22 protein-coding genes and 1 pseudogene are annotated in these 23,954 nt (G+C 75.2%); 14 read left to right on the forward strand and 9 right to left on the reverse strand.

From position 1 onward, the window contains the following. Positions 1 to 58 precede the first annotated feature (58 nt). The 4 genes from ACRYM2_RS11015 to ACRYM2_RS11030 all read right to left on the reverse strand — a co-directional run bounded on the left by ACRYM2_RS11015 (position 59) and on the right by ACRYM2_RS11030 (position 2,997). Positions 59 to 352 carry a hypothetical protein gene (locus ACRYM2_RS11015; RefSeq protein WP_432522293.1) on the reverse strand — a complete coding sequence of 98 codons (294 nt, stop codon included), beginning with the start codon at positions 350 to 352 and terminating at the stop codon, positions 59 to 61. 25 nt (positions 353 to 377) lie between these two features. After that, complete coding sequence (locus tag ACRYM2_RS11020; RefSeq protein WP_432522370.1) at positions 378 to 1,274, reverse strand: 1,4-dihydroxy-2-naphthoate polyprenyltransferase; 897 nt, start codon at positions 1,272 to 1,274, stop codon at positions 378 to 380. A gap of 111 nt (positions 1,275 to 1,385) precedes the next feature. After that, positions 1,386 to 1,664: a PLD nuclease N-terminal domain-containing protein gene (locus ACRYM2_RS11025; protein ID WP_432522295.1), complete on the reverse strand. Its 279-nt coding sequence runs from the start codon at positions 1,662 to 1,664 to the stop codon at positions 1,386 to 1,388. A 37-nt stretch (positions 1,665 to 1,701) separates the two neighbouring features. Beyond that, positions 1,702 to 2,997, reverse strand: a complete 1,296-nt coding sequence (locus tag ACRYM2_RS11030; protein WP_432522297.1) for an AMP-binding protein — start codon at positions 2,995 to 2,997, stop codon at positions 1,702 to 1,704. 199 nt (positions 2,998 to 3,196) lie between these two features. Here ACRYM2_RS11030 and ACRYM2_RS11035 point away from each other — a divergent pair, with 199 nt between their 5' ends. Then, a complete protein-coding gene (locus ACRYM2_RS11035; protein WP_432522299.1) occupies positions 3,197 to 5,584 on the forward strand; it encodes a putative bifunctional diguanylate cyclase/phosphodiesterase in 2,388 nt (795 codons plus the stop codon). Positions 5,585 to 5,594: 10 nt separating this feature from the next. Further along, positions 5,595 to 7,112 (forward strand): EAL domain-containing protein, encoded by a 1,518-nt coding sequence (locus ACRYM2_RS11040; protein ID WP_432522301.1) that lies wholly within the window; start codon positions 5,595 to 5,597, stop codon positions 7,110 to 7,112. Here ACRYM2_RS11040 and ACRYM2_RS11045 read toward each other — a convergent pair. Both ACRYM2_RS11045 and ACRYM2_RS11050 read right to left on the reverse strand, forming a co-directional pair. After that, positions 7,099 to 8,511 carry an amidase gene (locus ACRYM2_RS11045; protein ID WP_432522302.1) on the reverse strand — a complete coding sequence of 471 codons (1,413 nt, stop codon included), beginning with the start codon at positions 8,509 to 8,511 and terminating at the stop codon, positions 7,099 to 7,101. The two genes, ACRYM2_RS11040 and ACRYM2_RS11045, sit on opposite strands and share 14 nt — an antisense overlap. A gap of 2 nt (positions 8,512 to 8,513) precedes the next feature. Then, positions 8,514 to 8,702, reverse strand: coding sequence for a hypothetical protein (locus ACRYM2_RS11050; RefSeq protein WP_432522304.1), 189 nt, complete (start codon positions 8,700 to 8,702; stop codon positions 8,514 to 8,516). A 287-nt stretch (positions 8,703 to 8,989) separates the two neighbouring features. Between ACRYM2_RS11050 and ACRYM2_RS11055 the strand changes: the two genes are divergently transcribed. From ACRYM2_RS11055 to ACRYM2_RS11110, 12 genes and pseudogenes are all read left to right on the forward strand, one after another. After that, a complete protein-coding gene (locus ACRYM2_RS11055; protein WP_432522306.1) occupies positions 8,990 to 10,657 on the forward strand; it encodes an ABC transporter substrate-binding protein in 1,668 nt (555 codons plus the stop codon). Beyond that, on the forward strand, positions 10,654 to 11,625 hold the full coding sequence (locus tag ACRYM2_RS11060) for an ABC transporter permease (RefSeq protein ID WP_432522308.1): 972 nt from the start codon (positions 10,654 to 10,656) through the stop codon (positions 11,623 to 11,625). Before ACRYM2_RS11055 ends, ACRYM2_RS11060 begins: the two co-directional genes overlap by 4 nt. Further along, positions 11,622 to 12,593 carry an ABC transporter permease gene (locus ACRYM2_RS11065; RefSeq protein WP_432522310.1) on the forward strand — a complete coding sequence of 324 codons (972 nt, stop codon included), beginning with the start codon at positions 11,622 to 11,624 and terminating at the stop codon, positions 12,591 to 12,593. Before ACRYM2_RS11060 ends, ACRYM2_RS11065 begins: the two co-directional genes overlap by 4 nt. A 9-nt stretch (positions 12,594 to 12,602) precedes the next feature. Further along, entirely contained in the window at positions 12,603 to 13,502 is a 900-nt protein-coding gene (locus ACRYM2_RS11070; RefSeq protein WP_432522312.1) for an ABC transporter ATP-binding protein, read from the forward strand. After that, the gene (locus ACRYM2_RS11075) at positions 13,499 to 14,311 is read left to right on the forward strand and encodes an ATP-binding cassette domain-containing protein (RefSeq protein WP_432522314.1); all 813 of its coding nucleotides are present in this window, start codon (positions 13,499 to 13,501) and stop codon (positions 14,309 to 14,311) included. The genes ACRYM2_RS11070 and ACRYM2_RS11075 overlap by 4 nt, the downstream gene beginning before the upstream one ends. 57 nt (positions 14,312 to 14,368) lie before the next feature. Next, positions 14,369 to 15,925, forward strand: a complete 1,557-nt coding sequence (locus ACRYM2_RS11080; protein ID WP_432522316.1) for an amidase — start codon at positions 14,369 to 14,371, stop codon at positions 15,923 to 15,925. After that, positions 15,922 to 16,419 (forward strand): urease accessory protein UreE, encoded by a 498-nt coding sequence (locus ACRYM2_RS11085; protein WP_432522318.1) that lies wholly within the window; start codon positions 15,922 to 15,924, stop codon positions 16,417 to 16,419. Before ACRYM2_RS11080 ends, ACRYM2_RS11085 begins: the two co-directional genes overlap by 4 nt. 1 nt (position 16,420) lies before the next feature. Further along, positions 16,421 to 17,086 carry an urease accessory protein UreF gene (locus ACRYM2_RS11090; protein ID WP_432522320.1) on the forward strand — a complete coding sequence of 222 codons (666 nt, stop codon included), beginning with the start codon at positions 16,421 to 16,423 and terminating at the stop codon, positions 17,084 to 17,086. Positions 17,087 to 17,110: 24 nt separating this feature from the next. Beyond that, complete coding sequence (gene ureB, locus ACRYM2_RS11095; protein WP_432522323.1) at positions 17,111 to 17,815, forward strand: urease subunit beta; 705 nt, start codon at positions 17,111 to 17,113, stop codon at positions 17,813 to 17,815. Next, a complete protein-coding gene (ureC, locus tag ACRYM2_RS11100) occupies positions 17,812 to 19,518 on the forward strand; it encodes an urease subunit alpha (RefSeq protein WP_432522325.1) in 1,707 nt (568 codons plus the stop codon). Before ureB ends, ureC begins: the two co-directional genes overlap by 4 nt. Continuing rightward, positions 19,515 to 20,150: an urease accessory protein UreG gene (gene ureG / locus ACRYM2_RS11105; RefSeq protein WP_432522327.1), complete on the forward strand. Its 636-nt coding sequence runs from the start codon at positions 19,515 to 19,517 to the stop codon at positions 20,148 to 20,150. The genes ureC and ureG overlap by 4 nt, the downstream gene beginning before the upstream one ends. Then, a pseudogene (locus ACRYM2_RS11110) lies at positions 20,147 to 20,929 on the forward strand (urease accessory protein UreD); the annotation flags it as partial. The gene ureG and the pseudogene ACRYM2_RS11110, both read left to right, overlap by 4 nt. A 30-nt stretch (positions 20,930 to 20,959) precedes the next feature. Here ACRYM2_RS11110 and ACRYM2_RS11115 read toward each other — a convergent pair. The 3 genes from ACRYM2_RS11115 to ACRYM2_RS11125 all read right to left on the reverse strand — a co-directional run bounded on the left by ACRYM2_RS11115 (position 20,960) and on the right by ACRYM2_RS11125 (position 23,918). After that, entirely contained in the window at positions 20,960 to 21,904 is a 945-nt protein-coding gene (locus ACRYM2_RS11115; RefSeq protein WP_432522329.1) for a response regulator transcription factor, read from the reverse strand. Between the two features lie 3 nt (positions 21,905 to 21,907). Continuing rightward, a complete protein-coding gene (locus ACRYM2_RS11120; RefSeq protein WP_432522331.1) occupies positions 21,908 to 22,885 on the reverse strand; it encodes a helix-turn-helix transcriptional regulator in 978 nt (325 codons plus the stop codon). A 109-nt stretch (positions 22,886 to 22,994) separates the two neighbouring features. Continuing rightward, positions 22,995 to 23,918, reverse strand: coding sequence for a 1,4-dihydroxy-2-naphthoyl-CoA synthase (locus ACRYM2_RS11125; RefSeq protein ID WP_432522333.1), 924 nt, complete (start codon positions 23,916 to 23,918; stop codon positions 22,995 to 22,997). Positions 23,919 to 23,954: the final 36 nt, after the last annotated feature.

Here is a 23,954-nt window from a genome sequence, read left to right on the forward strand (position 1 = left end):
GGGGGGGGGGGGCGGGGCCCCGCGGGGCCCCGGCGCGCGGCGCGCGGTGCGGCGCGGCTCAGTGCAGCGCGACGCTCGGCAGCAGCTCGGGGCGCTCGCGGTCGAGCGCGGTGAGGTCGATGACGCCCGGCACGGCCGGCCGGTCCCCGTCGGCCTCGGCCGAGTCGGCCGCCCCGACCAGCAGCTCCAGCACTCGCCGCACGAGGAAGGGCTCCTCGGTGTCGGTGACCTGCAGGCGCTCCAGCAGCACCGGGTCGGAGACCACGACGTGCTCGGTGCGCCGGCCGCCGGCCGTCGTCAGGACCGCCGCGTAGCGGTGCTCACCGTCGGCGCTCACGTCCACGTTCCCCATGGGCGGCACTCTGTCGCCTGGCCGCTCAGAGCGCCAGTCCGAGCGCCAGCAGCGCCCCCGCCACCAGCTCCAGCTGCCCGGTGTCCTTGAGCACGGGGACGAGGTCGCGGCCGGTGGCGCCGCCCAGGACCGTGCGCAGCGGCCGCCGGGCCAGGACGCCGGCGAGCAGCACGAGCAGCACCCACGGGTGCCGCGGGGCCGGGGCCAGGGCCGCGGTGAAGGCGCCGGCGAGCAGGGCGGCGAACAGCCACCGCGTCCGGCGCTCGCCCAGGCGCACCGCCAGGGTGCGCTTGCCGGCGAGCGCGTCGGTCGGCACGTCGCGCAGGTTGTTGGCCACGAGGATCGCGCAGGCCAGGAAGCCCACGCTGAAGGCGCCCGCCACCGAGGTGCCGTCGACGCGGCCGGCCTGCACGTAGGTGGTGCCCATCACGGCGACCAGGCCGAAGAAGACGAAGACGAAGACCTCGCCGAGGCCGGCGTAGCCGTAGGGCCGCTTCCCGCCCGTGTAGCACCAGGCCGCCGCGACCGCGGCCGCGCCGACGAGCAGCAGCCACCACGCCCCGGACAGCGCCACGACGACCAGCCCGGCCAGCGCCGCCGCGGTGAAGCAGGCGAAGGCGGCGTCGCGCACGTGCCGCGGTTCGGCCGCGCCGGAGCCGACGAGGCGGAAGGGGCCGACGCGGTCGGCGTCGGTGCCGCGGATGCCGTCGGAGTAGTCGTTGGCGTAGTTGACGCCCACCTGCAGGGCCAGCGAGACGAGCAGCGCGAGCACCGCCGCGACCCAGGAGACGCCGTCGAGCGCGGCCGCCGAGCCGGTGCCCACGAGCACCGGGGTGATCGCCGCCGGCAGCGTGCGGGGGCGGGCGGCGGACACCCACTGCCGGGGCGTCGCGCGCCGTCCCGGCGGCGGGGAGGAGGGCAGCAGCAGCGGGTCGGCGGGGCGGTCGGCGGGGCGGTCGGCGGGGCGTTCAGCGGGGTCGGACACGAGCGTCCATCGTGCCAACCCCGCCGGTGCGCGGCCGCGGGAGGGGGGTCACAGGCCGCGCAGGAAGTCGTCGTCGTCGTCGGGACCGCGGGGGGTCTGCGGGCGGGGCCGGCCACCGGGACCGCGGCCGGCGCCCCGGGCACCGGCGCCCAACGGGCGGCCGGCGATGACGTAGGCCAGGCCGCCGGCGAGCGGGAAGAAGAGGACCAGCAGGATCCACGCCCACTTCGGCAGGCTGCGCACCTCGTCGTCGGGGGACTGGACCACGCTCACCAGGCAGTAGACCGTGAACGCGAGCAGCAGCAGGGTCGGCAGCACTCGCACCATGCCCCATCTTCTCACCGCGCGCGCTCACCGCGCGCGCTCACCGCGCGGGCGGCACCCCCTCGGCGAGCGCGCGCAGCCGCGCCCGGTCCGGCTTGCCGGGTCCGCGCAGCGGCAGCGCGTCGAGCACGAGCAGCTGGCGGGGAGCGGCGTGCCGGGCGAGCAGGGCGCCGACGTGCGCGCGCACCTGCTCCAGCGTCGGCGCGCGCGGGCCCGCGGGGACGACGGCGGCCACCACGCGCTGACCCCACTGCGGGTCGTCGACGCCGACGACGGCGACCTCGGCGACGCCCGGCAGGCTCGCGACGGCCTCCTCGACGAGGGCTGGCGCCACCTTCAGCCCGCCGGTGCTCACGAGGTCGTCGACCCGGCCGAGCACGCGCACCGGCGCGCCGCCGGGGCCGGGGCCGAGGGCGGCGGTGTCGTCGGTGCGGAAGCGGCGCAGCGCACCCGCGCCGCCCGGGCCGGGTGCGGTGCCGAAGGCGGGGTGGCCGGGCGCCCCCCGGTAGCCGCGGGCGACGACCGGCCCGGTCACCACCAGCCGCTCGTCCTCCAGGCTGCACCCGACCCCGCTCAGCGGGACGCCGTCGTAGACGCAGCCGCCGCACGTCTCCGAGGAGCCGTAGGTGGTGACGACGCGCACCCCGGCGGCGCGGGCGCGGGCCAGCAGCGGGGCAGGGGTGGCCGCCGCGCCGACGAGCACGGCCGCGTGGGCGCGCAGCGCGTCGACGGCCTCCCCGCCGGCGTCGAGCAGGCGCACCAGCTGGGTGGGCACCAGGGAGGTCAGCAGGCGCGGAGCGGTGGCGGCGGCGGTGGCGGCGGCGAAGGCGGCGGCCTCGAAGGGGCCGGCGGGCAGGACGACGGGCTCGGTGCCCGCCCGCACCGAGCGCAGCAGGACCTGCAGGCCGGCGACGTGGTGGGCCGGCAGCGCCAGCACCCACTGCTCCCGCGCCGCGCCGTCCGCCGCCCCGTCCGCCGCGCCGTCCGCCGCGCCGTCCACCGCACCGTCCACCGCGCCGTCCCGCGCACCGCCGAGCCGCTGCGCGGTGGCGGCGGCCGAGGCCCGCAGCGCCCCGGCGGGCAGCAGCGCGCCCTTGGGCGTGCCGGTCGAGCCGGAGGTGGCCACGACGAAGGCCGTCGGGTCGTCCTCGTCGTCCTCGCCGTCCCCGAGCGCCGCGCCGGTGCGCAGCGCGGGGTGGGGGGCCTCGTCGGCGGCGTGCGGGTGCCAGGCGGCCTCGGCGCGGCCGGCGAGGGCGGTGGCGAGCAGGGGCAGCAGGCCGAGGACCGCCTCGCCGCGGGGGACGGGCAGGGGCAGCAGGCGGCGGGCGGCGGGCACGCACGCAGCGTAGGTGTCGAGCAGTGGCCTCTAGAAACTACGATGTGTCGCAGGCGGTGGACGGAGAGCAAGTCATCGCTGGTCACGGACTCGGCTGCCACTGCTCCGAGCGAGCGACGTCACCCTCAATCTCCTGATCGAGCGTGACCACTCAGTCTCGGAGTGTCAGGATGTGCCGGACATCCAGGGGGAGGTGCCGATGAGCGGAGGCGTTCGCGAGCGTCGTCCGCTCGCCAGCGTGCTGTACGACGGGGCGGTGACGGCCGCTGCGCTCGTCACCGTCGTCGTGGCCGCCGCGCAGTTCACCGGCCAGGCGGACGGGAACGCCTGGCGGGAGCTGCTGGTCAGCGTGGTCATCGGCTTCCCGCTGATGCAGCTGCTGACCCGCTTCCCCTTCCAGCTGAACACCCGGCACGCCGGCATCGAGGTCCAGTTCGACATCGGCGTCCTCGTCTTCCTGCTGTGCTTCGCCCGCCCGGCGGTGGCCGCCCTCGCCTGGTGCGTGTGCGTCGTGCCGACCAACCTGCTGCAGCGCAAGAGCTGGGTCAGCCGCGTCTACAACGCCAGCATCGGCGTCCTCTTCCTGCCGGTCGCGCTCGCCGTGCTCACCGCCCTCGGCACACCCGGGCCCACCCCCGAGGGCTGGCGGGCCATCGGGCTGCGCCCGAGCGTGCCCGAGGTGCTCGCCGTCGGCGTCGCCGTCGTCGCCGTCCTCGCCGTCGACGTGCTCGTCTCCGCCGTCTCCGTCGCGGTGCAGGAGCGCACCTCGGTGCGCGCCGAGCTGCTGCACTCCGGCGCCTGGCTGGCGGTCGGCACGAGCGTCGCCGTCGGCGGCCTGGGCTACCTCGGCGGCCTCGTGGAGGCGAAGCTCCCGCAGTGGACGGCGCTGCTGCTCGTCATCCCGATGGTCGTCACCATGCTCGCCACCCGGGCCATGCGCACCACCCGCGACGTCGCCCGCCGCAGCGAGGCCCTGTTCGAGGCCGCCACCGCCCTGCACACCCAGGGCCGGCGCGCCGACCTCGCGCGCGCCCTGCAGAAGCACGCCCGGATGGTCGTGGGCACCCCCGCGGCGATGGTCCGCTCGGTCGGCCCCGGCGAGGACGAGATCGGCGTGCCCGTCGTCGCCGGCGACGGCGTCGTGCTGCACATCACCGCCCCCCGCCGCCGCCAGCCCGCCCAGCGCGCCGCCGACGAGAAGGCCCTGGAGGCGCTCGCCAGCGTCGGCGAGGCCGCCTTCTTCCGCGTCAGCGCCAGCGAGGAGATGCACGGCCTGGCCCGCCGCGACGTCGTCACCGGCCTGCCCAACCGCCTGCAGTTCTCCGAGCGGCTGGCCGCCGAGCTCGAGCGCGCCCGCGAGGCCGGGCGCCTGGACCGCCTCGTCGTCCTCTACCTCGACCTCGACGGCTTCAAGGGCGTCAACGACCGCTTCGGCCACGAGGCCGGCGACGAGCTGCTGCGGCTGGTGGGTTCCCGCCTGCGCGACACCCTGCGCGGCGGCAGCACCGTCGCCCGCCTGGGCGGCGACGAGTTCGCCGTGCTGCTGCCGGAGTGCCTGGACGTGGAGGGGCTGTGCCGGCGGGTGCTCGTCGCGCTGCGCGTGGAGGTCCGCATGCGCGGCCACGTCCTGCGCGTGCAGGGCAGCATCGGCCTCTCGCGCGCCCGCCCCGGCGACGACGTGGGCACCCTGCTGCGCAACGCCGACACCGCCATGTACCGGGCCAAGGCGACCGGCAAGAACCGCTGGGTGGAGTTCCGCCCCGAGCTGCTGGAGGAGGAGATCGCCCGCCTGCAGGTCATCGAGGACCTCCAGCAGGCGCCCGCCGAGGCCTTCGTCGTGCACTACCAGCCCATCGTCGACCTGCAGTCCGACGACCCGGGCACGCCGGTCGTGGGCCTGGAGGCGCTGGTGCGCTGGCGCCGCGACCGCGGCGGCGAGGTGGAGCCGCTGGTGGGCCCGGAGGAGTTCATCGGCCTGGCCGAGCGCTCCGGCACCGTCATCGGCATCGGCGACTCCGTGATGCGCCAGGTCGCCCGCGACGCCGCCGTCGTCCAGCAGCACGCCGGCCGCCGCCTGGACCTCATGGTCAACGTCTCGCCCGTGCAGCTGCGCCACCCGGACTTCACCGAGCGGGTCGCCGCCGCGGTGCGCCAGACCGCCGCCAGCGGCTGCCGGCTGCACCTGGAGATGACCGAGAGCGTCATGATCGACGACGGCAGCGCCGACCGGCTGCGCGACCTCGCCGAGACCGGCGCCCAGCTGACCATCGACGACTTCGGCACCGGCTTCTCCTCCCTGGGCTACCTGCGGCACCGGCCGTTCTCCTCCTTCAAGATCGACCGCAGCTTCGTGCGCGACATCGCCACCGAGCCCACGGCCCGCGCCCTCGTGGAGGGCATGGTGAAGATGGGCCAGGCGCTGGGGCTGACCGTCGTCGCCGAGGGCGTCGAGCACGTGGAGCAGGCCGAGATCCTGCGCGCCATGGGCTGCCAGCTCGCCCAGGGCCACCTCTACTGCCGCCCGCGGGCCCTGGAGGACATCGCCGACGTCCTCGCCGGTCCCGTCGCGCGACCGCTGAGCGCCTGAGGGGCCCCGGGTGCGCCCGGCCGTGCTCCTCGCCGGGTCCGCCCTGGCCGCTCCCGCCGCCGCCGGCTGGCTGGCCTGGCGGCTGCACCGGGAGCGGCGGCAGCTGCGCGCCTGGCGCGCGGCCGCCGAGGACGCCGGCCGGCGGGCCGAGCGGACCCGCGAGCAGCTGGCCGCGGTGGTCGCGGCCGACCCGGTCACCGGCCTGCCCACCCCGGCCGCCTGCACCGCCCTCCTGCACGCCGCGCAGCGCACCGCCGCCCGCGAGGAGCGGCAGGTCGCGCTCCTGCACGTGGCCCTGGACGGCTTCCGGGCCTTCAACGCCGGGCACGGGCGCGCCGCCGGCGACGCCGTCCTGGCCGAGGTCGCCCGCCGGCTGCGCCGGGCCGTGCGCGGCAGCGACGAGGTGGGCCGCCTCGGCGGCGACGAGTTCGCCGTCCTCGTCACCGACCCCGCGGCGGCCGTGGACGTCGCCGTGCGGCTGCTGGCCGTGCTCGCCGAGCCCCACGACGTCGGTGCCCTGCCGGTGCGGATCGCCGCGAGCATCGGCGTCGCGCACCCGCTGCCCGGTGCCGCGCCGCAGGAGCTGCTGCTGGCCGCCGAGCAGGCCGCCGGCGAGGCCAAGGCCGCCGGCGGCGGCTGCGTGCGGGTCTTCGACGCCCTGCCCGCCCTGCGCGGCGAGGCCGAGCGCGCCGCCGCCCGGCGGCTGCGGCGCGCGCTCGCCGCGGACCCCGCGGACCCCGCGGGCCCCGGCGGGCCCGACGGCCGCGTCGAGGTGCACTACCAGCCCAGCGTCGACGTCGACTCCCGCGTCGTCAGCGGCGTGGAGTGCCTGGTGCGCTGGCGGCGCGACGGCCGCCTCGTGGGCCCCGACGAGTTCATCGGCCTCGCCGAGCGGCACGGGGTGGTCGCCGAGCTGGGCCGGGCGGTGCTGGCCCGGGCCGTGCGGGACGCACCCGCGCTGGCCGCCGCGGCCGGGCGCGACCTCGTCGTCGCCGTCAACGTCTCCGCCCCCCAGCTGGAGGACCCGCTGCTGCTGCCCGCGGTGCGCGCCGCCGTCGCCGCGCTCGGCGGCTGCCCGCTGGTGCTGGAGATGACCGAGGGCATGCTCGTCGCCGAGGACCGCGGCACCCAGGACGCCCTCGACGCCCTCGCGGCCACCGGGGCGCACCTGGCCGTCGACGACTTCGGCACCGGCTGCGCGACGCTGGCCTACCTGCGCCGCCGCCCGTTCACCGCCTTCAAGGTCGACCGCTCCTACGTGCGCGACCTGGAGACCGACAGCCGCACCCGCGCCCTCGTCGAGGGACTGGTGCTGCTGGCCGCCACGACCGGCATGGGCCTGGTCGTCGAGGGCGTCGAGACGCCCGGGCAGGCGCGGCTGCTGCAGGCGATGGGGGCCCCGACCCAGCAGGGGTTCCTGCACGCGCGCCCCGGACCGCTGGAGCAGGCGGTCGCCACGATCGCCCGGCTGCGCGAGCGGCTGGGCGCCGCCCGCGCGACCGGGGACCCGCCGCTCAGACCGCGGTGAGCTCGCGGTGCAGCGGTGCGAGCCGGCCGGCGAAGCCGGAGACCTCCTCGTAGGCGGCCGCCACCCCGCAGACGACGTCCTCCTCGAAGGGCCGCCCCATGATCTGCACGCCCATCGGCAGCCCCGCCGCGTCGAGCCCGGTGGGCACGGTGATGGACGGCAGGCCGGTGACGTTGGCCGGCTGGGAGAACCGGACGTACGTCGTCGTCGGCGCCTCGCGCAAGCCGTCCGGCCACACCACCTCGGTCTGGCCGGCGAGCGTCGCGGTGCAGGTCAGCGTGGGCGCCGCGAGGACGTCGATCCGGCTGAAGAGGTCCCGCCAGGCCGCCTGCACCAGCGTGCGGACCCGTTGCGCCTTGAGGTAGTCGGTCGCCAGGACGAACTCGCCGACCTCGAGCAGGGCCCGCGTCTCCTCGGTGAACAGCTCGGGCGTCGCCCGCAGCGCCTCCTGGTGGTAGGCGGTGGCCTCCGGCAGCATCAGCCCCCACTCCACCGCGGCGATCTGCGAGGCCATCGGGATCTCCACCTGCACCAGCGTCGCTCCGAGGGCGCCGAGCGCGGCCACCGCCGCGGCGACGGAGTCGCGGACCTCCTCCTGCAGGTGGTCGGTGAAGTAGTCGGTGGGCACCCCCACGCGGACACCGGTGAGGTCCATGCCGATCCGGCGGGTGAAGTCGACGACCGGGACGTCGACCGACCCGGGGTCTGCCCTGTCGTACCCGGCGATGGCGTTGAGGGTCAGCGCGGCGTCGCGGACCGTGCGCGTCAGGGGCCCGACGTGGTCCAGGCTCCAGGACAGCGAGGCGACCCCGCGGCGCGAGACCCGCCCGTAGGTGGGCTTGAGGCCGACCACCCCGCACAGCGCGGCCGGGATGCGGATCGAGCCGCCGGTGTCGCTGCCCATCCCGACCATGCACTCGCCCGCGGCGACGGCTGCGCCCGAGCCCCCGCTCGAACCGCCCGGGATCCGGTCGACGTCCCAGGGGTTGCGCGTCGTCGGCGTGGTCGCCCCGTAGGCGAACTCGTGGGTGTGGGTCTTGCCGACCAGCACCGCTCCGGCCTGCGCGAAGCGTTCGGCCACCGCGCTGTCGGCGGTGGGGACGTGCTGGGCACGGACCTGCGAGCTGGAGGTCGTGAGGATGCCGGCCGTGTCGTACAGGTCCTTCAACGCGATCGGGATGCCGTGCAGCGGACCCCGGTACGCCCCGCGGGCGATCTCCTCCGCGGCCACTGCGGCCTGGGCCCGTGCGACCTCCTCGGTGACGGTGACGAAGGCGGTCAGGTCCCCTTCGACCGTGTCGATGCGCGCGAGCACCGAGTCGGTGAGCTCGACCGGGGACAGCGCCCCGGTGGCAATCTCGGTGGCGGCGTCGCTGAGGGTCAGCTCGTACGGTTCCACGGTCACTCCCAGGTGGCGGAGAAGGCGGCGGCGGGCGGGGTCTCGCCGAGGGCGACCTCGTCGAGCGGGGCGAGGGTGACCATGGCTGCGGTGAAGGCGGCCAGCGTCGCCTCCGAACGCGCGGCAGGCAAGCCCAGGCCGGTGAGGGAGTCGAGGCCGGCGAAGGTGGCGGCGTCGAGGGATCTGCTCATCGTGTCTCCGGATCGTCTCGGGGCGTGCGGATGACGGGACGCTACGAGGGCCCGGGCACCGGACGGCATCGGTCGATCGACGTATCCGCGGTCACGACGGGCCCGTCGTGTTTCACCGAGGTTTCCGGTGCGAGGCACCGGTGTTTCCGTCGCCGGTCAGCCCTCCGAAATACGTCGACCGACGTATTCAGCGGGTCGCCCGCCGTGCCTAACGTTCCCGGCAGTCCACCCCCGCCACCCCCGCGGAGCCCGGTTCCGCGGGGGAGAGAAACGCCGAGGAGCGCATGGTGCAGATCACGGATCCGTACGGGGAGACCCGTCGACAGCTCGCCGGCACATCCGTCGGCCGGCGCGCCGTCCTGGCCGGCGGCCTCGGCGCGGTGGTGCTGCCGAGCCTGGCCGCGTGCGGCGGCAACGCCGAGGGCGGCGGCACCGGGGGCGGGGAGCAGACCCTGGTCATCGGCATCGAGAGCGAGGCCGACGTCCTGGACCCGCAGGTGGCCGGCGGCTGGGTCACCTACCGCATCAACCGGCAGATCTTCGAGTCCCTCGTCGACGAGGACCTCACGACCCCGTCGGCGCAGGCGCCGGTCCCGGAGCTGGTCCCCGGGCTCGCCGAGTCGTGGGAGGTCTCCCCGGACGGCCTCGTCTACACGTTCCGCCTCCGCCAGGGCGTCACCTTCCACGACGGCAGCGCGCTCGACGCCGAGGCCGTCGTCTACAACATCCGCCGGATGTGGGACGAGACCGCGCCGCAGTACTCGGCCAAGGCCGCCGGCCAGACGGTGTTCATCTGGCGCAACGTCGCCGATGTGCAGGCCCCGGACGCGTCGACCGTGGTCATCACCATGGCGCAGCCGTTCTCCCCGTTCCTGCGCATGCTCGCCCAGGGCGGCAACGGCTCCTGCTGCATCATGAGCCCGCAGGCGATCGAGGAGTTCGGCGAGGACATCGCCGACCACCCCGTCGGCACGGGCCCCTTCTCCTTCTCCGAGCGGGTCCGCGGTGAGCGGATCGCGCTGGTGCGCAACGACGACTACTGGGGCACCGTTCCCCAGCTCGACGGGGTCGTGTTCCGGCCGATCCCCGACGCCTCGGCCCGCGTCGCCGCGCTGCGCAGCGGTGACGTCGACATGATCGCCGTGCCCAGCCCGGACAGCGTCCAGGGCCTGGTCGGCGAGGGGTTCCAGCTGTCCGAGGGCGTTCCCCCGCACGTCTGGTACCTGTCCTTCAACATGACCGACCAGTACACCGGGGTCAAGGAGGTCCGGCAGGCCATCAACCTCGCGATCGACCGCGAAGGGATGGCGAAGAACCTGCTGGCCGGCACGGTGAACCCCGCGTACGACGTCCAGGCCCCTGCCAACGACGCCTACGTCGAGCGCACGGAGACGTACGCCCGCAACGTCGCTCGCGCCAAGGAGCTGCTCGCTTCGGTGGGCCTGTCCGGCGGCTTCTCGACCACGCTGACCACCTCGGTCGACGGGTCCGGTCAGATCGTGCCCGCGCAGATGGCCGAGTTCATCCAGCAGAACCTCGCGGAGATCGGCATCGACGTCCAGATCCAGACCTCCGAGTGGATCTCCTACCTCGGCACCTGGGCCCAGGGCGCCCAGCCGGGCACCGGCATGATGCAGATGTCCTGGGGCATGACCACGCCGTACTGGCTCTACATCGTCACCTCCAGCACGTTGCAGGCGCCCAACGGCCCGAACGTCGGGTACTACTCCAACCCCGCCCTCGACGACGTCATGGCCCAGGCCATCGCGGCGACCGACGAGGAGACGGCCAACACCCTGTGGAAGCAGGCCAACGACATCGTCACCGAGGACGCCGCCCTGGCGCCCGTCGTGAACGACAAGGCGCCCTACGTCCTGGCCGACTACGTCGAGGGGTTCGTCTCGGCGAGCGAGGAGTGGTACGACCTGCGCGGCGTGAAGCTGGCGAGCTCGTGACGGCACTCGCGTGGCGGCCCGTCGCCGGACGGCTGGCCTCGACGGTGCTGATCCTGCTGGGCGTCAGCCTCATCGTGTTCCTGCTGCTGCAGCTGGTTCCCGGTGATCCGGCCAGGACCATCCTGGGCGCGGGCGCGACGCAGGAGTCCGTCGCGGCGGTGCGCGCCGAACTCGGGCTGGACAAGCCCCTGCCGGCGCAGTTCCTGGACTACCTCGGCGGACTGGTCACCGGTGACCTGGGGCGCAGCCTGACCGTCAACCAGGACGTGACGACGCTGCTGCTGCCCCGGTTCGAGAACACTCTCGTCCTCACCGGTGCCGCACTGGTGGTCTGCCTGGTCGTGGGGATCCCGCTGGGCGTCCTCGCCGCCCGGTTCCAGTACGGTCTGTTCGACCGGGTCGCGATGTTCGTCACCCTCGCCGGTGCCAGCGTCCCGGTGTACTGGTTCGGCCTCGTGCTGATCGGCCTCCTGGCCCTGCAGACCGGGTGGTTCCCCACCTCCGGGATGTACAACACCCGCAATCCCGGTGGGGTGCCGGACATGCTCCACCACCTGGTGCTGCCGGCGGTGGCGGCGGCGCTCGTCCCGCTGGCCGTCATCGCCCGCATGGTCCGCAGCGTCTTCGTGGACGTCCTGCAGCAGGACTACATCCGCACGCTGCGCGCGTCGGGGTTGTCCGAGACGGCGATCCTGTGGCGCCACGGCCTGCGCAACGCGCTGCCGCCCATCGTCAACGTCGTCGGCCTGCAGGTCGGCTACCTGCTGGGAGGAGTGATCTTCGTGGAAGTCGTGTTCGGCTGGCCGGGTCTCGGGCAGCAGCTCTACACCTCCATCACGCAGCGGGACCTGCCCGTCGTCCAGGCCGGGACCCTGTTCGTGGCGCTGGCCTTCGTGCTGGTGAACCTGGTGGCGGACGTCACCGTCGGGCTGCTCGACCCGCGCAGCCGGCGGGGGGCCCGCGCATGAGCCCGGCGAACGCGGCGACGAACGCGGCGACGGACGCGGCGACGACCACCGGGGACGCGCCGGGCGCGGTCACCGGCCGGCTCCCGCGGCAGCGCGGGCACCACCGACCCGCCGGCCGCCCGTCGCGGTTCCGGCTGGCCGTCCGCGCGTTCTGCCGGGACCGCGTCGCCGTCGGCGCCCTCGCGGTCCTCGCCGTGGTCGCCCTCGCCTCGGTGTTCGCGCCGCTGCTGGCCCCGCACAGCCCCACGGCCGGCGACGCCACGCTGCGGCTGGAGGGCATCGGAACCCCCGGCCACCCGCTGGGCCTGGACGGGCAGGGGCGCGACGTCCTGTCCCGGCTGCTGCACGGCGGCCGGTACTCGCTGCTCGTCGCCGTGGTCCCGGTCCTCGTCGTCTTCCCGCTCGCCCTGGCGACGGGGATGGTCGCCGGGTACGCCCGCGGGCGGACGGGCGAGGTCATCATGCGGGTCCTCGACGTCCTCTTCGCCTTCCCGCTGGTCCTGCTCGCGATCGCCCTCGCCGCGGTCCTCGGCGCCGGGCTGGGGAACGTCATGCTGGCCATCGGGATCACGCTCGTCCCCTACATGGCCCGGGTCGCCTACACGACCACGGTCCAGGAGGTGGGCAAGGACTACGTCGAGGCGGCCCGCGCCTCCGGTGCCCCCACCCGGGACGTGCTGCTGCGCGAGCTGCTGCCCAACGTCGTCTCCGGCCTGCTCGTGTACGCCACGACGCTGGCCGGGCTGATGATCGTCGTCGCCGCCGGGCTGAGCTTCCTCGGCGTCGGCATCGTCCCGCCCACCCCCGACTGGGGGATCATGACCTCCGACGGCGCCTCGGTGCTGCTGGAGGGCAAGTTCCACGTCGCGACCATCCCGGGGCTGGTGATCCTCGTCGTCGCGCTGTCGTTCAACCTGCTCGGTGACGGGCTGCGCGACGCCCTGGACCCGCGCAAGCAGACGAGCTGAGGAGCTGCCGTGCCCACGGAGGAGACCACGGAGAACCTGCTCGACGTCCGAGACCTCAGCGTCGAGTTCCACACCGACGGCGGCGTCGTGCGCGCCGTCTCCAACGTCGACGTCAGCCTGCGACCGGGAGAGGTCCGAGGCCTGGTCGGCGAATCGGGCTCCGGCAAGAGCGTGACGTCCCTGGCCGTCCTCGGGCTGCTCGGGACCCGCCGGGCCCGCATCACCTCGGGCCGCATCCTGTTCCGCGGGGAGGACCTGCTCACCAAGTCCGAGAAGGAGGTGCGGCGTCTGCGCGGCAGCCACATCGGCCTCGTCTCGCAGAACGCGCTCAGCGCCCTCGACCCGTCGTTCACGGTGGGGGCCCAGCTGGTGGAGGTCGTCCGGCGCCACCAGGGCGTCGACCGGGCCACGGCCCGGACCCGGGCGCTGGAGTCGCTGGAGCTGGTGCGCCTCCCGGACGCGGCGCGCCGGCTGCGGGCCTACCCGCACGAGCTGTCCGGCGGGCAGCGCCAGCGCGTCGTCATCGCCCTCGCGCTGGCCTGCCGGCCCGAGCTGCTGCTGGCCGACGAGCCCACGACGGCGCTGGACGCGACGGTGCAGAAGCAGGTCCTGGACCTGCTGCTGCGCCTGAACGACGAGCTCGGCACAGCGGTGCTGCTCGTCACGCACGACTTCGGGGTCGTCTCGCACGTCTGCGACACCGTCACCGTCATGCGGCGTGGCCGGGTGCTGGAGGAGGGGGCGGCCGGCGCCGTCCTGCGCTCCCCGCAGCACCCGTACACCCAGGCCCTGGTCAAGGCCGTCCCGCGGCTGCACCTGTCCCAGGCCGAACGGTCGGTCCCACGCCAGGAGCGGCGTCTGCACGAGTTCGCCGAGGTGCTGGCCTCGGTGGGGGAGGAGAGCCGGTGAGCCCTCGGAACCGTCCGACGGAACGGGGCAGGTACGACGACGTCCTCGTCGTCCGCGACCTGCGCAAGGTGTTCCCGGCACGTGGCGGGGGTCGCGACGTCGTGGCCGTCGACGACGTGTCCTTCGACGTCCGGCGCGGGCAGACCTGGGGCCTGATCGGGGAGTCGGGGTCCGGCAAGACGACCACGGGCCGGATGGTCCTGGGCCTGGAACCCGCGACGGGCGGCTCGGTCGACTTCGACGGCACCGAGATCGTCCGGGCCCGGCCCAAGACCTTGCAGGCGCTGCGGCGCCGCGTGCGGATGGTCTTCCAGGACTCGGGCTCCGCGTTCAACCCGCGGCGGCCCGTCGGGGACCAGATCGCCTACGGGCTCCACCGGTACGGCATCGCCTCGGGCGCCGAGGCCCGCGCCCGCACGGTGGCCCTCGTGGAACGCGTGGGCCTGGAGGCCTCCCACCTGGACCGCTACGTCCACGAGTTCTCCGGCGGCCAGCGGCAGCGGCTGGGCATCGCCCGCGCGCTCGTCACCGACCCCGACTTCGTCGTGCTCGACGAGCCCACCGCCGCGCTGGACGTCTCCGTGCAGGCCCAGGTGCTCAACCTGCTCAAGGACCTGCAGGCAGAACGCGGGCTGACGCTGCTGCTCGTCACCCACCACCTGGCCCTCGTGGAGCACATGTGCGACCACGCCGGCGTCCTCGAGCACGGGCACCTGGTGGAGAGCGGCCCCGTGGACCGGCTGCTGACCGATCCGCGCACCGACACCACCCGGGCCCTGCTCGACGCCGTGCTCGAGCCCACCGCCTGACCGACTCCCTGACCGACTCCCTGACCGACCGCCGAACCGACGACCTGGAGGAGACTCGTGACCACCCCCGTCCCCGGACCGCTCACCCCGCCGGACGCGGCGACCGTCGCCGCGCTGTCCGACCACTACGGCTTCGGCCTGACCGGGGCCGAGGTGGCGGAGTTCCAGACCGCCGTCGCCGCCGGCCTGGTGTCCTCGCACGTGGTGGAGCGCCTGCACCGCGAGGCGCAGCCCCCCGTGCCGCAGCGCGAGTGGCAGGTCCCGGTCGACGACCCGCTGGGCGCCTGGGCCGTGACCACCTCGATCGAGGGCGCCGCCGACGGCCCGCTGGCCGGGCGGACCGTCGTCGTGAAGGACAACGTGGCCGTCGCGGGCGTCCCGATGGTCAACGGGTCCTCCGTCCTGGAGGGCTTCGTCCCCGGCCGCGACGCCACCGTGGTGACCCGGCTGCTGGCCGCCGGGGCCACCATCACGGGCAAGTCCACCTGCGAGAACCTGTGCTTCTCGGGCGCCAGCTTCACCTCCTGGCCCCGGCCGGTGGGCAACCCGTGGGACCCCTCCCGCAACGCGGGCGGTTCCTCCAGCGGCAGCGCGGCCATCGTGGCCACGGGCGAGGCCGACCTGGCGGTCGGCGGTGACCAGGGCGGCTCGGTGCGCATGCCCGCGGCGTTCAGCGGCATCGTGGGTCACAAGCCCACCCACGGCCTCGTCCCCTACACCGGCGCCTTCCCCATCGAGTCGACGATCGACCACCTGGGACCGATGACGCGCACGGTGGCCGACGCCGCGCTGATGCTCGGGGTGATGGCCGGCCCGGACGGGTTCGACGAGCGCCAGCCCACCACCGTGCCGACCGTGGACTACGTCGCCGCCCTCGACGACGACGTCAGCGGGCTGCGCGTCGGTGTGGTGTCCGAGGGCTTCGGGCACCCGGTCTCCGAGACGGAGGTCGACGACGGCGTCCGCGAAGCGGTGCAGACCCTGCGGGCCGCGGGCCTGACCGCCCAGGAGGTGTCGATCCCGTGGCACCTGGACGCCTTCCACGTGTGGAACGTCGTCGGCACCGAGGGCGCCGCCTACCAGATGCTCGACGGCAACGGGTTCGGCATGGGCTCGCAGGGCCTCTACGACCCCGAGCTGATGGAGTTCTACGCCCGGAACCGGGTGCAGCGGGGAGCGGAGCTGTCCCGGACCGTGAAGTTCGTCGGCCTGTCGGGCCGGCACACGTTCCAAGCCGGCGGCGGGCGCTACTACGCGATGGCCCGCAACCTCGCCTACACCGCCCGCGCGGCCTACGACGAGGCCCTGGCGCGCTACGACGTGCTCGTCATGCCGACCGTGCCCTACGTCGCGCGGCCGCTGCCCGAGCCCGGGTGCTCGCTGGCCGAGTACCTCGACACCGGACTGTCGATGATCGTCAACACCGCTCCCTTCGACGTGACCGGGCACCCCGCGTGCACCGTCCCGGCCGGCCTGTCCCGAGGGCTGCCCGTCGGCATGATGATCGTGGGCAGGCGGTTCGAGGACGCCACCGTGCTGCGCGTCGCGCACGCCTACGAGACGGCCGTCGGTGGTTTCCCGGCTCCGCCGGTGCGCACCGCGGCGGCGGTGTGAGCACGGTGACGACCGGGGCGCCGGACCTGGTGGGGCGGACCCTCACCACCGTCCTCGGGCACGAGCGCGAGTTCGCGGCGCAGTTGCACGCGCTGAGCCACCGCGGCGCCGTGGACGAGGTGGAGGTCGCCGAGGAGGACCTGCCCCGGCGCCGGCTGCGGCTGACCTCCCGTGCCGGCACGACGTACGCCCTGTCGCTGCCCCGCGGGGCCCGGCTCGCCGACGGCTCCGTGCTGCGGCTCGACGGGGAGGGGGCCGTGGTGGTCCGGACCCGCGCAGCGGGACGGCTGCGGCTGCGGCCGCTGGACCCGGGGGCGGCGCTGCGGCTCGGCTTCCTCGCCGGGCACCTGCACTGGGTCGTCGAACTGGCCGACGACCCGGACGGCGGCGACCTCGAGGTGGTCCTGCAGGCCCCCGTCGAGGAGTACCTGGCCCGGCTGCCGGAGCTGCTCGACGCGGGCCGCGTCGAGTGGGCCGCGGTGGGACGTCCGTGAGGTGGACCCCGCCGCCCTGCTGAGGGTCCTCGCCCTGGGCGACAGCGCCTTCCCCAGCGGAGGCCTGGCCTTCTCCGGAGGCCTCGAGGCGGCGGTGCACGCCGGGCACGTCCTCGACGAGGACGGGCTGCGCACCTTCGTCGTGGCGGTCCTGCGGGGGCGCTGGGCGCTGACGGAGCGGGTCTTCCTCGCCCGCTGCGCCCGCGCTCCCGGACTGGCCGGAGCCCTGGCCGTGGACCACGACGTGGAGACCTCGGCCACCGTCGAGGAGCTGCGCCGGGCCTCCCGGCGGGCCGGGCGCGCCGCGCTCGGCACCCACGTCGCCCTCGGCGTGCCGGAGGCGGTCGAGTTCGCCGCGCTCGTCGACGCGGGCCGCTCACCCGGGCACCTGGTGACCGTGCAGGCCGTGTGCCTGCGGGCAGGCGGCCTCGACCCGGACGAGGTCGAGGCCGTCAGCGCCTGGAACCTGGTCAGCCAGCTCGCCGCGGCCGGCCTGCGGCTGGGGCTGTGCGGTCACCTCGGTGCGCAGCGGGTCATCGCCACGGGCAACGCCGTGGCCGCCGAGGTCCTGCGCGGCCCGTCACCCCCTGAACCCTCCACGTCCACCCCGCTGCTCGACGTCCTCGCCGCGCGCACGGTCGGCGACGGCCGGATGTTCGCCGGCTGACCCCTCTCCCCACAGGACGGAAACGTGAACCTCACCCCCACCGAGATGGAACGGCTCACCCTGTTCACCGCGGCCGAGTTCGCCCGCCGGAACCTGCGCGAGGGCGTTCTGCTGAGCCTCCCCGAGGTCGTCGCCTACATCAGCGACGAGGTGATGCAGGCCGCCCGCCGCGACGAGGACTACGTCGACGTCCGCGACCGGGCCGGGCGGTTGCTGCGCGCCGACCAGGTCGAGCCCGGGGTGGCGCAGATGTGCCGGGTCGTCATGGTCGACGCCCCGTTCGCCGAGGGCACCAAGCTCATGGCCGTCTTCGACCCGGTCCCGGTCGTGGAGGGCGCGGTCACGCCGGGGGAGGTGGTCGTTCCCGACGGCGCCGCGGACCTGGAGCTGTTCCCCGATGCCGACCGGGTGCGGGTGGCCGTCGTGAACTCGGGGGACCGGGACGTGCAGGTGCGCAGCCTGACGCACTTCTTCGAGGTGAACCCGGCGCTGCAGTTCGACCGGCGGGCCGCGTGGGGTCGCCGGCTCGACGTCCCGGCCGGCTCGGGGGTCCGCTTCGAGCCGGGGGTCGTCGTCGAGGTCGACCTCGTCCCGTTCGCCGGGGACCGGGTCGTGCACGGCTTCGCGGGACTGGTCGACGGACCGCTGGACGCCCCCGGCGCCTACGAGGAGGCCGTCCGGCGCGCCACGGCCCAGGGGTTCACCGGGTTCACCGGGTCCGACGCGTGAGCACCGTGAACCGCGCCGAGCGCGTCGCCGTCCACGGACCGACCACGGGAGACCTGGTCCGGCTCGGCGACACCGACCTGCTCGTCGAGGTCGAGGACGACCTCACCCGGCCGGGCTGGGAGCTGCTGGCCGGGGCGGGCAAGACCGTGCGGGACGGGGAGGGCTACCGGCCCACCGCGACCTGGCGCGACGGGGCGCTCGACCACGTCATCACGGGCGCCCTCGTCGTCGACGCCGTGGCCGGCGTCGTCGTGGCCGACATCGGGATCCGCGACGGCCGCATCGTCGGGATCGGCAAGGCCGGCAACCCCGACCTCATGCCGGGGGTGCACCCCGACCTCCTCGTCGGCCACCTCACCACACCGATCCCCGCGCACGGCATGGTCGTCACGGCCGGCGGCATCGAGACGCACGCCCACCTGATCTCCCCGCAGCAGGCGGACCACGCGTTGTCGACGGGGACCACGACGCTCATCGGCGGTTCCCCGGGCCCGGCGTTCGAGGTGGGCTCGGGCAGCCGGCACAACCTCGGCCGGTTCCTGCAGGGGGCCGACGACCTGCCGGTGAACGTCGTCGCCTTCGGCCGGGGGAGCTCGCACGCCCCCGCGGTCACCGAGTCGGTGCGCGGCGGCGCGGGAGCGGTGAAGATCCACGAGGACTTCGGGGCGAGCCCCGCCGTGATCGACGCGACGCTGCGCGCGGCCGACGCGGCGGACTTCGCCGTGCACCTGCACACCGACTCCATCAACGAGTTCGGCTTCGCCGAGCGCACGCTGGCCACCATCGGCGACCGGACGATCCACATGTACCACGTGGAGGGTGCCGGTGGCGGGCACGCCCCGGACGTCATCCGCTGCGTGGGCCTGCCCAACGTCGTCCCGGCCTCGACGAACCCGACGAACCCCTTCACCCCGGCCGCGCTGGAGGAAGGGGTCCCGATGACGATGATCGCGCACCTGATGGACCCGTCCTCCCCGGTCGACGTCGCCTTCGCCGAAGCGCGGATCCGGCCGGGGACCATGGTGGCCGAGGACTTCCTGCACGACTCCGGCGCGATCTCCATCTTCGGCAGCGACACCCAGGGGATGGGGCGGGTCGGCGACAACATCGCGAACTGCTGGCAACTGGCCCACGTCATGAAGGAGCGCGTCGGGCGACTGCCGGAGGAGACCACCCGGGCCGCGGACAACGAGCGGGTGAAGCGCTACGTCGCCAAGTACACCGTGAACCCGGCGATATCCATCGGGGCCGGGGACCTGCTGGGTTCGATCGAGGCCGGCAAGCTCGCCGACCTCGTGCTGTGGCCGCGGGAGTCCTTCGGGGTCAAGCCTGCGATGGTGCTCAAGGCCGGGTACGTGGCCTGGGCCGCCCTCGGAGACGCCAACGGCAGCATCTCCTCCTCCGAGCCCGTGCTGCAGCGGCCCAACTGGGGAGCGCTGGGCCGCGCCCCGTCGCAGCTGGGCCTGAACCTCGTCTCCCGGCTGGCCCTGGAGGACGGGGTCGCCGACCGCCTCGGGCTGCGCAAGGCGTGCGTCCCGATCGACTCCGTCCGCGGGCTGCGCAAGTCCGACATGGTCCGCAACGACCACCTGCCGCACGTCGAGGTCGACCCCCGCACCTACCAGGTGCGCGCCGACGGCGTGCTGCTCGACGCCCCGCCGGCCCGGCGGGTCCCGCTCAACCGGAGGTACCTGCTGCGATGACCGTCCTGGAGAACCCGCCGCCGACGACGACCGCTGCCCGGGTGGGGATCGGTGGGCCGGTCGGCAGCGGCAAGACCGCCCTCGTCGAGCGGTTGCTGGCCGAGTTCGCCCGGCGCGGGCGCAGCGTCTGCGTCGTCACCAACGACCTGGTCACCACCGAGGACGCCGAGCGCGTCCGCGCGTCCGGGCTCATCGACCCCACCCGGGTGCTGGCCGTCGAGGCCGGCGGCTGCCCGCACACCGTCATCCGCGAGGACCCGTCGCTGAACCTGGCCGCCGTGGAACGGCTCGAGCGCGAGCACCCCGGCACCGAGCTGGTGCTGCTGGAGAGCGGTGGGGACAACCTGGCCTCGACGTTCTCCCGGGACCTGGTCGACTTCTGGGTCTTCGTCATCGACACCGCCGGGGGCGACGACATCCCGCGCAAGCGCGGACCGGGGGTCGTCCGGGCCGACCTGCTGCTGGTCAACAAGACCGACCTCGCCCCGCACGTGGGGGCCGACGTGGCCCGGATGATCGCCGAGGCGCACCAGGTGCGCGGGGGCAGGCCGGTCCTGACCTCCGACCTGCGCTCGGGGGCGGGGGTGCGCGAGGTGGCCGACCTGCTCGAGCGCGAGGTCCTGTTCGGGTGAGCGAGGAGGCTCCGAGCCACCTCGACCTGGAGTTCTCCGGCGCGGGAGGACGGGTGCGCCTGGACCGCCGCGTCGCCCGCTGGCCGTTCGTGGTGGGCCGGGTGTTCCCCGCCGCCGGGACCACCGGCGCACCGAGCGGCCGGCTCGTCGTGCAGCAGGCCGGCGGAGGCCTGCACGACGGCGACCGGTGGCGGCAGCGGGTGTCCGCCGGCGGGGTCGTGGTCGAGGTCCGCGGTCAGGGCGCCGTCCTCGTGCACCCGCCGGCGTCGGGACCGCCGCGCGGGGTGGTCGAGGACCTGTGGCTGGGAGCGCGGGCCGGAGCGGTGCTGGAGCACTGCTCCGAGCCGCGGCTGCTGCTGCCCGGCGCGCGGCTGCACACCCGGACGACCGTGGAGGCGGCCGCGGGGGCCGCGGTCGTCGTCGCCGAGTCGGTCGCCCGGCACCCGGCCACCGGCCCGGTGGACGGCGGCGCCACCACCGAGCTGCGGGTGCACGGGGCCTCGAGGGAGCTGCTCGCCCTGGACCGCACGGACCTGCCGCCGCGCGGCGCGGAAGGCGGGGTCTGGGATGCGGTGGGGACGGTCGCCGTCCTGGTCGGGGACCGGTCGTCGTCCTGCCCCGTCCTGCCCCGCCCCGACCTGCCCGAGGTCACCGGCGCCGTCCTGGCCGCGACGCGCCTGCCCCGCCGGGCCGGTCTCCTGGTGCGGTGGTGCGCCCGCGACGTCGCGGCGGGGCGGCGTGCCGAGGCCGTCGCCCGCGCAGCCGCCACCGCGCTGCTCGCCGGGCTCGCCGCCGACCGGTCGGCGAGGTCAGAGCAGCGCGAGCACCCCCTCGCGCAGGGCGAGGACAGCGGCCTCGGTGCGGCTGCGCACACCCAGCTTCGCGAGCACGTGCTCCACGTGCGTGGAGACGGTGCGCCGGCTGGCGTGCAGGTCCCGGGCGATCTCCTCGTTGGACGCCCCTGAGGCCAGCCCGGTCAGGACCTCCACCTCACGGCGGGACAGGCCGCCCGGGACGGGCGCCGGTTCGCACCGCACCACCGAGGCGATGCCCGGCGAGGAGGACGGCTCGCCCCGCAAGCGCCAGGGCAGCCGGTGACCGGGGACCCACGCGAAGCCGCCGGCGCGGTCCCGCAGCCGGCGCGCGGCCTCCAGCAGCTCGTCGGGCACCTGCGCGGCCCGGAGCGCCGTGCAGTCGCCGGCGTTCGAGACGGCGATGCGCAGCGGCTGGTGCTCCGGGTCGGCGGGCGGCTCGTCGCCGGAGCCGGCCAGCACCGTCGTCCACCGCGGTGAGACCAGCCGCAGCACCTCGACCGCCGGGTCGTCGGGGTGGGCGGCGGAGTCGGTGTTCAGCGTCAGCATGCCCGCGTACCCGCCGTCGGGCCGGAAGAAGGGGGCGGTCATGCCCTCGCGGTACCCGTGCGGGCGCAGGCTCTCCCGGTACAGCGGGGACCGCTCGGCGGGGAAGGGCAGGTCCTGCCAGCGGGTCGGGACGCGGCGCGCCGACGTGACGTGCCACATCGGGTCGCGCAGGTACACCGGTCCGTTGAGGTCGGCCAGCGTCTGCGCCTGGTAGCCGGCCTGAGCGACCAGGACGTGCCGGGTGCCGTTCCAGCGGGCCAGCGACGCCCCGGTGTAGGGCACCAGGGCGTGCAGCTCCGCCAGGGCGTGCTCAGCCCTGGTGCGGGCCGGACCCGTCGCGCTGCAGGCGGCCGCGATGCGTCCCGCCGCCCGGCTGGCCTCGGCCCAGCCCACCGGTCAGGCCTCCCTCAGGTGCAGTCCCTCGCGGTGCGCGCGGGTCGCGGCCTCGGTCCGGGTGCGCACCTGCAGCTTGGCGAGGACGTGCTCGACGTGCGTGGACACCGTCCGGGGGCTGGTGTGCAGGGCGGCGGCCACCTCCTGGTTCGTCAGCCCGTCCGCCACACCGCGCAGGACCTGCAGCTCGCGGCGCGAGAGCCCGCCGGGCACGGGGCGCTGCGCCAGGCGTGCGGTGACGGGCAGGGCGGGGACCGCCTCGTCGACCGCCACGTGCCACGGCCACCGCTGCCCGCGCTCCCAGACCAGGAAGCGTCCCGCCACCTCGGCCGGTCCCCCGGACAGCGCGGTGCGCAGCTCCTCCGAGGGCGACCACCCCGCGTCGAGCGAGGTGCAGTCGCCCAGGCCGGACAGCACGACGCGGTGCTCGGGGAACTCCCCGGCGGCCACCGCCCCGGACGGGGCGTCGCTCCCGGCGACCAGGGCCCGCACCACCTCGGCGAACCGCGCCGACAGCAGGTGCACCATCTCCACCGCCGCGTCGTCGGGGTGGCGGGCCGAGTCGGTGTTGACGTTGAGCAGGCCGACGTAGGCGCCGTCGGTGGCGAACAGGGGTGCCGCCATCCCCTCGGAGAAGCCGCACGGGGCCAGCGTCCGCTCGAAGAACGGCGAGCTCTCGGGGGCGAAGGGCAGGTCGCGCCACCGGGTGGGCCGTCCCCGGCCGAGGACCACCTGGCCGATCTTGTCCGCCAGGAACCCCTTCCCGTTGAGGCTCTCGGCGGTCTCGTCGCGGTACCCCGACCCCGCGACGGTGACGTGCCGGCCCCGGGTCGGGTCCCAGGCGCCGAGCGTGGTCCCCGTGTAGGGGATCAGCGTGCGCAGTTCGGCGAGGGTCTCCTCCGCGCGCGTGGCCGCGGACGACGCCCCGGCGCTCGCTCCGGCGATCCGGCCCGCGGCCGCCGCCGCCCCCATCCAGTCCATCCTCGGACGGTAGGGCCGTCGCGCGGCCGTCGGCGGAGCGCAACGTGGACGTGATGCAGGTTTTACACGTGCGTTCCACGGGCGCCGGGCAGGGGACGGACCCGGGCGCTCAGAAGTACCAGGGGAAGGGCGACCAGTCCGGCTCCCGCTTGCCCAGGAACGCGTCGCGGCCCTCGACGGCCTCGTCGGTCATGTAGGCCAGCCGCGTCGCCTCCCCGGCGAACACCTGCTGGCCGACCATGCCGTCGTCGACGGCGTTGAAGGCGAACTTCAGCATCCGCTGCGCGGTGGGGGACTTGCCGTTGACCTCCGCCGCCCACTGCAGCGCCGTGCTCTCCAGCTCCGCGTGCGGGACGACGGCGTTGACCATGCCCATCTCGTGCGCCTGCTGGGCGGTGTAGGGGCGGCCGAGGAAGAAGATCTCGCGGGCGAACTTCTGGCCTACCTGGCGGGCCAGGTAGGCCGAGCCGAAGCCGCCGTCGAAGGAGCCGACGTCGGCGTCGGTCTGCTTGAAGCGGGCGTGCTCGGCGCTGGCCAGGGTGAGGTCGGCGACGACGTGCAGGCTGTGCCCGCCGCCGGCGGCCCACCCCGGCACGACGGCGATGACGACCTTGGGCATGAACCGGATGAGCCGCTGCACCTCCAGCACGTGCAGCCGCCCGCCCTCGGCCTTCGCCCGCGCGGTGTCGACGCTGTCGGCGGTCTCGCCCTCGGCGTACTGGTAGCCGGAGCGGCCGCGGATGCGCTGGTCGCCGCCGGAGCAGAAGGCCCAGCCGCCGTCCTTGGGGCTGGGGCCGTTGCCGGTGAGCAGCACGCAGCCGACGTCGGGGGTGCGGCGGGCGTGGTCGAGGGTGCGGGCCAGCTCGTCGACCGTCCCGGGCCGGAAGGCGTTGCGCACCTGCGGGCGGTCGAAGGCGATGCGGACCGTCCCGCGGGCGGGGCCCTCGACGACGCTGCGGTGGTACGTGATGTCGGTGAGGTCCTCGAAACCGGGCACCTCCGCCCACGCCGCCGGGTCGAAGGTCTCGCTCACACCGGGAAGGGCCGACACACCCCCGACCCTAGCCCG

This window comes from Kineococcus aridisoli (assembly GCF_050871885.1).
GTDB lineage: Bacteria > Actinomycetota > Actinomycetes > Actinomycetales > Kineococcaceae > Kineococcus.